A 312-nucleotide genomic window follows, 5' to 3' on the forward strand; every position below is an offset into this window, starting at 1 on the left:
GCGTCCTCCACCATGAACGCCAGCCGCTCCGCCGGGAAACCCGGATCCAGCGGCAGATACCCCGCCCCCGACCGCAACACCGCCACCATCGCCACCACCAGGTCCACCGACCGCGGCAACGCCAACCCCACCCAACGACCCGGACCGGCCCCCCGACCCACCAGCACCGACGCCAACCGCGCCGAACGCTCCCCCAACTCCCCGTACGTCAACGACTCCCCACCCACCACCAACGCCACCGCACCCGGCGCCTCCCGCACCCACCCCTCGAACCGCTCCACCACCGAACCCGCCACCGGAACCACACCCACC

Annotated in this window: 1 protein-coding gene; it reads right to left on the reverse strand. The window is 72.8% G+C overall.

From position 1 onward, the window contains the following. On the reverse strand, window positions 1-311 hold a 311-nt coding region (locus PUR61_RS03760), incomplete at its 3' end, for an AMP-binding protein (RefSeq protein ID WP_329875573.1). Window position 312 lies beyond the last annotated feature (1 nt).

The organism is Streptomyces sp. BE20 (genome assembly GCF_036322525.1).
Classification (GTDB): Bacteria; Actinomycetota; Actinomycetes; order Streptomycetales; family Streptomycetaceae; genus Kitasatospora.